Genomic DNA, 1132 nt, shown 5'->3' with positions numbered 1-1132 from the left:
CCGCCGATACACCGATCGCGACGGTCGGATACAGCGCGCCGGTCGCGACGCCGATGCGCGCCGTCGATGCCGCGAGCCGCCGCTCTGCTTCGCGCACGTCGGGACGGCGCCGGAGCAGCGCGGCGCCGTCGCCGACCGGCAGCGCATTCTTGATGCGCGGCGTTGCGTGGCACGCGAGCACGCCCGGCGGCAAGTCGGACGGCGCGCGCGCGAGCAGCATCGCGAGCCGGTATTGCGCGATGCGGCGGCGCGCCCGGTAGCGCGGGATGTCGGCGTTGAGGGTGTCGACCTGGGTCTGGCCGCGCGTCACGTCGGGCGTGTTGCCGCGGCCGGCGTCGCGCAGGCGCCGCGTGAGCGCGACGCGCTGTTTCTGCAAGTCGAGCGATTGCTGCGCGATCGCCAGTTCCTCGGCGGCCGAGCAGTTCTCCACGTACGCGCGCACGACGTCCGCGACCACCGTGATGCGGGCGACGTCGCCGGCGGCCTGGACGGCCTCGCTGTCGGCCTGCGCGGCTTCGACGCCGCGCCGCAGCGTGCCGAACAGATCGATTTCATACGACACGCTGATGCCGATGTCGCCTTCATTCACCACCGGCAACTTTTCGAAGATCAGGAACTGCTCGCCCGATTCCTGCGCGCGCTTGACCGCCGCCGACGCCCCGCCGGAAAAGCCGCCCTGCGCCTCGGCGACGCCGAGCGCCTCGCGCGAGCGCGCGAGATTCGCCGCCGCGACGCGCAGGTCGGTGTTCGATTTCAGCGCGTCGCGCACGAGGCTGTCGAGGACGGGATCGTCGTAGAGGCGCCACCAGGTCGGCGGGACCGTCTGCGGCGAGGCGACCTTGCCGCCGGCGCCGTCGAGCGGGGTGTTCGCGAGCGGCGCGTTGATCGCGGCGTCCTGCGGCAGCGTGTAGTCGGGGCCGACCGTGATGCACGCGGCGAGCGCGCAGACGACCGGCAGCAGCGTCAGGGTGAGGGCACGCGGCGTTTTCATCGCCTGGTTTCCGACGACGGCTGCAAGGCGGAGGCGGCCGGAACCATCGAAGCGCCCGAGACAGGCGCAGGCGCCGAAGCGCCCGAAACGACTGAAGCACCCGAAGCACCCGAAGCACCCGAAGCACCCGAAGCACCCGAA

Annotated in this window: 1 protein-coding gene; it reads right to left on the bottom strand. The window is 72.3% G+C overall.

What is annotated here, in order from left to right:
• A partial coding sequence (locus tag AWB68_RS45260) for a TolC family protein (RefSeq protein ID WP_160110204.1) occupies positions 1–991 on the bottom strand: 991 nt, incomplete at its 3' end.
• Positions 992–1132 lie beyond the last annotated feature (141 nt).

It is taken from the genome of Caballeronia choica, from assembly GCF_001544535.1.
GTDB lineage: Bacteria > Pseudomonadota > Gammaproteobacteria > Burkholderiales > Burkholderiaceae > Caballeronia > Caballeronia choica.
Note: the sequence above shows the minus strand (reverse complement) of the source record. Positions and strands in the feature narration are given on the sequence as shown.